The organism is Vibrio genomosp. F10 str. 9ZD137 (assembly GCF_049974785.1).
Lineage (GTDB): Bacteria > Pseudomonadota > Gammaproteobacteria > Enterobacterales > Vibrionaceae > Vibrio.
Genome location: NZ_JBNGCJ010000217.1, coordinates 1 through 7428 on the forward strand (window position 1 = coordinate 1; position 7428 = coordinate 7428).

A 7428-nucleotide genomic window follows, 5' to 3' on the forward strand; every position below is an offset into this window, starting at 1 on the left:
TAGGTTTAAATTGTTAAAGAGCGTCTAGCTTTCGTTCGTTTCCGTCAGTAGCTAGGGGTGCGTATAATACGCTTTGAATCTTTGGAGTCAAGAGTTAATTTCAAACTCTTTTCCTCTACTGAGCACTCGATGTGATGTTTCTCTCATTCCGTGTCAGTGAGGCGGCATTATAGAGAGGATTAATTTTATGACAAGGTTTTTTTATAAAATAAAATTCGTTCGCTTAAAAAGCCACCAGCCTCACTAATATTGAATAAAATTTCAACATTTGAGTCATGTCACATCATTATATTGGTAAAATTCAACACATGTACGTAAGATTCATGTGTCTATTTTGTTAACGATAGACGTAACTCTCTCTTATTAATTGAAATGTAGTATTCAATATGAACTCTAATAAATCGATCTTAATGGTAGTCGCCGTTGCAGTTATTGGCTCTGTCATCCTTTATCTAGTAGATATTCCATCTATATTCGCCTTCCTTATCGGTGTTTGTGCTTCTGCTCTTATCTTTAAACCTTCTAACACTGACACGGAAATTTCTGAAACTTCTTCTCCTTCAACACAAACTCTTTATGTAGGCAACTTACCTTATAAAGCAAATGAAGCACATGTTAGGGAACTTTTTTCTAAGCATGGTGAGGTTTTTGCCGTACGCCTAATGAAAGACAAGCGCACGGGTAAACGCCGAGGGTTTGGTTTTGTGGTTGTGGCATCAAGCGATGTTAATTCAACTATCGACGCACTCAACGACCAAGATTACATGCAACGTACTTTGAAAGTCAGAGTAGCAAACGATCCTAAACACCCTGAAAACGAAGACATTGGACAGGACTAAACCCAAGTTCTTTTAATGCAGTATTTAGTGCGCTTTCATCTAATGGCGGCGCACTACTCCAAACCTCTTGCTGACCTTCATAGCTATTTCCAGTTTCTACATTCAACAGTGACTTCAACCTTCTAGCAATAGCTTCTCCTGAATCCACTAAGATAACGCTATTACCTAGCACTTGGGCTATTTCCTGCTTAATCAGAGGAAAATGGGTGCAGCCTAGAACAGCCACATCGATATGCCCAATGAGTGGGGCAATGATTTGCGCCAACGCCTCCAAATTGACTTCTTTTCCTCTGAGTTTTGTTTCTGCCATTTCCACCAGTAACGTGGAACCTAACATCTCAACACGAGTGTCACTTGAAAAGCTTCGAACAAGGTCCTTTGTATATTCGCGAGTAATGGTTGCAGGTGTAGCAATAAGCCCTACTGCTTTTTTCGCCAATAAGGAAGCTGGTTTAATGGCCGGAACGACGCCAACGACGGGAATTACTAATTTTTTTCTTAATGCGGGTAGGACGATGGTGCTTGCTGTGTTGCAAGCGATAACAACCGCATCGACATGGTGGTTTTCTACAAAGTTCGATATCAGCGTGTCGACTCTCTCAATGAGTACCTCTTGAGTGAGCTCCCCATAGGGATAAGCCTCATTGTCAAAAAGATACGTACAATTTACTTGTGGCAAGAGAGTTTTGATTTCTTGATAGACAGATAGCCCGCCAACACCGGAATCAAAAATAAGGACTGCAGGATGGTTTTGATTCAACACACGATAGATTCCTAAATTCGAACCCGATGATCATACCTGCTCTTTCCGATTTGGCAATGCGATTGCGTTATACCTTTGATAGCTGAATCGCTCATCGTGATCAATGTGTTGCAATTCGAGCTCAATTCTTCCGCTAAAGCAGGGCGCCTCTGTGACTAATGTATGGAACTCCCCATTTTCACCACAAGGATCGATGCTTTGAGGTAAATCTTCCAAAAACGTTTCGTTATAGATTCGCCCGCAAAAATCTCTAGAAAGACGCTCGCCATCAATCGTGATTAACGACGTTACTATGTTTCTTTGAATAATTTCTTGAGCCAGTGATTGAGATGAATCCCCCATTAATGGGAAAACACATTGCCATCCTTGTGGTTCTATATAACTTCTGCGGTATTCCGCAATACCATTACAGAACATATCACCAAAGGCGACTGCCTCGATCGACAGTTTGGATTCTTTTAGGCCATTAATCACCGTACTTTGGTAAATGTCGTTGCTAGGAAATACGCAAGGCAGCTCGATAGTAATTAATGGCAAACCGATTAAATCTGCCTGCATTTGGACAACATCTAGAGGTGTTGCCTGAAACGGAACGTCGTTATTTACATGAGTTGTATATAAGGCAACAACTTGATACTTAGGATTTTCTAGAAGGCGTAATAAAGTCAGTGTTGAATCCTTTCCGCTCGACCAGCTTATGACTACGTTCTTTTTCATATGAAGTTACCCAGCAATAAAAAACCGCCCGAAGGCGGCTTAAGCATTTAGAATTGATACGTTAGGTTTGCGAAGTATCTGCGTTCTGGGGCATTGTAACCCAAACTAGTTTGGTACTTCTCATTCGTTAAGTTATCAATACGGCCACGGATCACTAGCTCAGATGAAATCCAATACCCTAGTGATACATCCCATAGACTGACGGACGGTAAAATATTTTCTGGGCTGTACGTTTCATTAGGGTTGCCCAACCTATCCCCTGTATAGGTATAAATTAAATTCACATCGAAATCTTGGTAAGAAGCATCCATTAACCACTTGTAATTTTGATCTGCGCGCTTTGCTAACTTATTACCTTTTGAATCTTTATGATCTTTAAATTCCGCGGTTACAGTATGATTAACGATCCATGTTTGAAAACGACCGGTAATCTCTAGGCCTTGTAATTCAGCATCCACATTTTGTGGGTACCACCAAGGGCTACCTTGATACCAAATAATAAGATTATCGACTTCATTATCATATGCTGTAACGTCTAGACTGAAGATATCGAAATCGCCTGTGTATCCAATTTCTCGATTATTCGCTTCTTCCGGTTTCAAATCAGGGTTCGTTGTCAAATCAGAGTAACTCGGGGCTTTGAATGATGTACCAGCCGTCGCCCTAACTGAATGAGCAGACGTTAAATGGTAACGCGCTCCGATTGACCAAGTGGTGTGATTATCATAGGTGTCATGTTTATCATTACGAACGCTACCTGCTAGGTGGAGATCACCAAAATTCATATCAGTAGAAGCATACGCGCCCGTTGTATCCCTAGATTCTCCCGCTAGTTTATCTGGTGAACCGTAGGATAAAGCATCATCATTTAACTTTTCTCTTCGCCAATCAGCACCAGCGCCTATTGAAACATTTTCAGAAATATCGTATTGATTTAAGAATTGTAGATTAGTGAGATCTATTGTCTTTTTACTACTCGCATTATCTTTCCCATCAGCTTGGGAATAATCAAGACTTTCAATGGATTGCTGATTTGCTCTTAGTATTGAATTTAAGCTGTTGCCTACATACGCTAACTCACCAGTAATGCTCAAATTTTCAGTGTAGCCATACTTTTTACCGAATGAGTCATACTCAGCTAAGCTGTCGTACCAACGCACTGATGCTGTGCCGGTCAATTGTTCATTAATATCTTGAGAATAAGCAGCGAATAAATTTTGACTTTCATAGCCATAATTCAAATCGGTTGCTGGATCCTTAATGTCATAACCATCCGTTTCTTCAAAGCCACCCGCTAACTTTAATGTACCGCCATGAGCAAACGTTCTAGTTGTAGCAAAGTTCGCTTCTTTTTGAGCATCACTGCCTGCACCAACAGAAACTGTTGTCGATTCCGAAGTGTCACCCGAAGCCGTAATAACGTTAATCACACCAGCAATAGCGTCTGACCCATAAAGCGCTCCACCAGAACCGCGAATAACTTCAACCCTTTCGATAATTCCTACAGGGATATGATTAAAACTAATGCCACCAGCAGCAGAATCGATTCGAATCCCATCGATGAGAAAAAGAACCTGGTCACTGTTGTAACCTCTCATAAAGACTGAGGCATTGTGGCCACGCCCACCATTTTGAGAAACCTCAATCCCTGGAACTCTTTTAAGAACATCGACTAAGGATTTGGCTTGAGTGACTTCAATTTCTTGTTTCGAAATCACGGTTGTCGATGCGATAACATCGCTTAGTGGCTGCTCAAAACGGTTTGCCGTCACAACCATGGTCTCATCGACTTGTTGTTCTGCATAAGAAAGAGAGGCGTGCGTGGTTAGCGATGCTACAGCGATCGCTAGAATAGATTTGTTCATTATGTTGTTTGTCCTAAATCGCGAAAATCCTTCCGAGCATTGATATCATTATCAAATGTGTTTCTCGGCTACTGGCAGGTATTCGGACTTAAGAGCATGGTTTTCACCGCCTAGTACTCGACTTCCCATACTTTCTAGTACAGTGTCTGATGAGCCTTCGTTCTCTTTTACCGCTGCGCGTCAGTTCTGGATTTACACCAGATTCCCTTTTCAGCCATCTATACATCTAAATGGCACCAGTTCGGTGAGGATATTATTCGTCTCTCTGAGTTTTGTCTAGATAAAGATAACCATAAGCTATAGTTTTATGGACTATAAACACCACAAGGCTCATTCATCACTGGACATGTGGTTTAGATTGAATAAAATCTGCGCTCTTTCTTAGAATGCACCGTACCGATAAAGGCAATACCATGGCGAGTCTTGATGTAAACCCTGAACACTATCAACAACAATTGGCCGAAAAGACAGAACGTCTTACCCAAATGTTTGCACCGTATAACGTACCTGATCTGGAAGTCTTTGAGTCACCGGATCAACACTACCGTATGCGCGCAGAGTTTCGTGTTTGGCACCAAGGCGAAGACATGTACTACGTGATGTTCAATCAAGAAACCAAGGAAAAATATCGCGTTGATCAATTTCCCGCAGCCAGTCGCTTAATCAATGATTTAATGCCTTTGCTGATTGATGCTATGAAAGGAAATGAAGCGCTTCGTCATAAGTTATTTCAGGTGGACTTTCTTTCAACACTCAGCGGTGAAATGTTGGTTTCACTGCTCTACCACCGTCAACTCGATGATGCTTGGACAGAACAAGCCAAAGCACTCAAGCAACGTTTGAATGATGAAGGGTTTAATCTCAACCTTATCGGCCGAGCTCGTAAGATGAAAATCGTATTAGATCGCGATTATGTTATCGAGAAGCTCGATGTAAACGGCCAAAGTTATATTTACCAACAGGTTGAAAACAGTTTCACTCAGCCTAACGGAAAGGTCGCTGAGAAAATGTTGGAATGGGCGACAGACTGCACCCAAGACAGTCACGGCGATCTTCTCGAACTTTATTGTGGTAACGGTAACTTCTCACTGGCTCTTGCTAAAAACTTTGAGCGTGTTCTTGCAACCGAGCTTGCTATGCCTTCGGTTGTCTCTGCTCAATACAACATTGCCGCAAATGACATCGATAATGTGCAAATCATTCGCATGTCAGCCGAAGATTTTACAGAAGCTATGCAAGGTAAACGCGAGTTTCGTCGTTTAAAACAAGCCAACGTCGATCTCAGTAGCTATAACTGCAATACCATCTTCGTTGATCCCCCTCGTTCAGGGATGGATGTTGATACGTGTAAAATGGTGCAAGGCTATGAGCGTATCCTTTATATCTCATGTAACCCAGAAACCTTAAAAGAGAATCTCGATATTCTTAGCCAAACACATAACGTGACGCGTTTTGCTCTGTTCGATCAGTTTCCTTACACCCACCACATGGAAGCGGGTGTGTTGCTGGAACGCAAAGCATAGATTCCGTTCATGGATCCGGCGGGTTTTCGCCTGATATAAAAAACGAGCCGTTTGGCTCGTTTTTTATAATTCTCAAATATAAGTCTAAAAACTTCTGTCTAAAAATCTAAGTTGGCTTACCAATAAAGCCCAGTTTTTTACCTATCCAAAGCATGAGTAACATCACCACGACAATGGCAAACAAGTTAGAACCGGCATCTGGGTGCTGTGCTTTCACAAAGGCAGAGTGACCAAACCCACCCACAAAGAAACACGCTAAACCGACCAATGGGATATCTTCTGAGACTGGGTGGCGCAGATATTCTTGATAGAGTGCCTGTACCGATAATACGAGCGCAATGATCGGGAAAATAGAAAAGCTCACTTCGCTCATCGTCATCCAAGACAACAATGCATCACCGCACATGCCTGCAACCAGCGCTAATACTAACGTTTTTCGTTCTGAGCCGCGGTCTAAGTGAACACCCGGCTCCATTCCATTTTCTGAATTTGACATTAATCCTCCCTGCTTTTTGTTCGCTTTCTCTCTCGCTCTTTGCGATACCAGAATGCCCCTTTTGCAATCATTCTTAGCTGCATAATCAAACGTTCAGCAAGCTCATCTCGTTCACGTGCCGACAAATCCAGCACTTCAGCACCGGAGCTAAAGACCAACGTCACCGATGCTTGCGCTTGAGTCTGTGCTTCTTCTTTGCTCATTCCAGTACTGGTTAAATATTCGGTTAGCTCTGCCGCGAAATGTTCAATTTCTCTGGCAACGGCAGTACGAAAATCAAAAGATGTTCCCGAACGCTCTCTTAATAATAAACGAAAAACATTGGGGCTACTTTCAATAAATTCCATAAATGTTTCAACCGAAGTGCGAATCACGCTTCCTTCGGTTGCAATCCGCTGACGAGCTTGTCGCATCAACTGACGGAGCAACAAGCCGCCCTCATCGACCATGGTTAAGCCTAACTCATCCATATCTTTAAAATGACGATAAAAGGACGTAGGCGCGATACCGGCTTCTCGAGCAACTTCTCTTAAACTTAAATTAGAAAAACTTCTATCTGCACTCAACTGACTGAATGCCGCGTCAATCAGTGATCGGCGAGTTTTCTCTTTTTGCTGTGCGCGAATTCCTAGCGATTTCATGATTGGACTACTTTGGTCATTATCTTATCCACCTTACTATAACGCGAAGCGACGTTACTCATAAACCCAATATTCAACTAAAATCTTACGTCGCCAGGAAAGGTATCCTTACTCATAAACCTCTGAGTATCAATAACCTCGTAGGGCATCTTATAAAATAAAGTGTATAAGCGACGCCATTCTCATGCTGTTTTTAGATCTACGTCCGTGATCTCTTCGACCCTCTAGTATCGAATATATTTACCTATCTGTAATATGCGTTAAAATCTCGCTACAGCAATGTAAAAAAATATAACAAGGAAGAGATCTATGACGCAGAGCAACCACTTTGATGTAATTGTTATCGGTAGTGGCCCTGGTGGTGAAGGTGCAGCTATGGGATTAACTAAAGCGGGGCTCAATGTCGCTATCATAGAAAAAGAGAGCAGTGTCGGTGGGGGTTGTACACACTGGGGAACCATCCCATCTAAAGCCCTTCGACATGCCGTAAGTCGTATTATTGAGTTCAATAGTAATCCACTCTTTTGCCACAACAACAGCAGCATTCATTCGACCTTCTCTAATATAGATCGGAATAGCGGTTC

The 7428-nt window shown here is 42.1% G+C and carries 8 protein-coding genes and 1 riboswitch; of the genes, 3 read left to right on the forward strand and 5 right to left on the reverse strand.

The window, feature by feature from the left end:
• Positions 1–386: 386 nt before the first annotated feature.
• Positions 387–839 carry an RNA recognition motif domain-containing protein gene (locus ACP45E_RS02995; protein ID WP_017036881.1) on the forward strand — a complete coding sequence of 151 codons (453 nt, stop codon included), beginning with the start codon at positions 387–389 and terminating at the stop codon, positions 837–839.
• Here the strand turns inward: ACP45E_RS02995 and murI are convergent.
• The 3 genes from murI to ACP45E_RS03010 are packed head-to-tail and all read right to left on the reverse strand — an operon-like array spanning position 802 to position 4184.
• On the reverse strand, positions 802–1602 hold the full coding sequence (gene murI, locus ACP45E_RS03000) for a glutamate racemase (RefSeq protein WP_017036880.1): 801 nt from the start codon (positions 1600–1602) through the stop codon (positions 802–804). The genes ACP45E_RS02995 and murI overlap by 38 nt on opposite strands.
• A gap of 30 nt (positions 1603–1632) precedes the next feature.
• Positions 1633–2319, reverse strand: coding sequence for a hypothetical protein (locus ACP45E_RS03005; RefSeq protein ID WP_017038494.1), 687 nt, complete (start codon positions 2317–2319; stop codon positions 1633–1635).
• A gap of 47 nt (positions 2320–2366) precedes the next feature.
• Positions 2367–4184, reverse strand: a complete 1818-nt coding sequence (locus ACP45E_RS03010; protein ID WP_017036878.1) for a TonB-dependent receptor domain-containing protein — start codon at positions 4182–4184, stop codon at positions 2367–2369.
• A 55-nt stretch (positions 4185–4239) separates the two neighbouring features.
• Positions 4240–4440: riboswitch (cobalamin riboswitch) on the reverse strand.
• Positions 4441–4597: 157 nt separating this feature from the next.
• Between ACP45E_RS03010 and trmA the strand changes: the two genes are divergently transcribed.
• Positions 4598–5707 (forward strand): tRNA (uridine(54)-C5)-methyltransferase TrmA, encoded by a 1110-nt coding sequence (gene trmA / locus ACP45E_RS03015; protein ID WP_026026693.1) that lies wholly within the window; start codon positions 4598–4600, stop codon positions 5705–5707.
• 106 nt (positions 5708–5813) lie between these two features.
• Here the strand turns inward: trmA and ACP45E_RS03020 are convergent, their stop codons facing one another.
• Entirely contained in the window at positions 5814–6203 is a 390-nt protein-coding gene (locus ACP45E_RS03020) for a YijD family membrane protein (protein WP_017036876.1), read from the reverse strand.
• Positions 6203–6844, reverse strand: coding sequence for an HTH-type transcriptional repressor FabR (fabR, locus tag ACP45E_RS03025; RefSeq protein ID WP_017036875.1), 642 nt, complete (start codon positions 6842–6844; stop codon positions 6203–6205). Before fabR ends, ACP45E_RS03020 begins: the two co-directional genes overlap by 1 nt.
• Before the next feature lie 309 nt (positions 6845–7153).
• Here fabR and ACP45E_RS03030 point away from each other — a divergent pair.
• Positions 7154–7428 (forward strand): FAD-dependent oxidoreductase (locus tag ACP45E_RS03030; protein ID WP_141707205.1); only part of this gene is annotated, 275 nt, incomplete at its 3' end.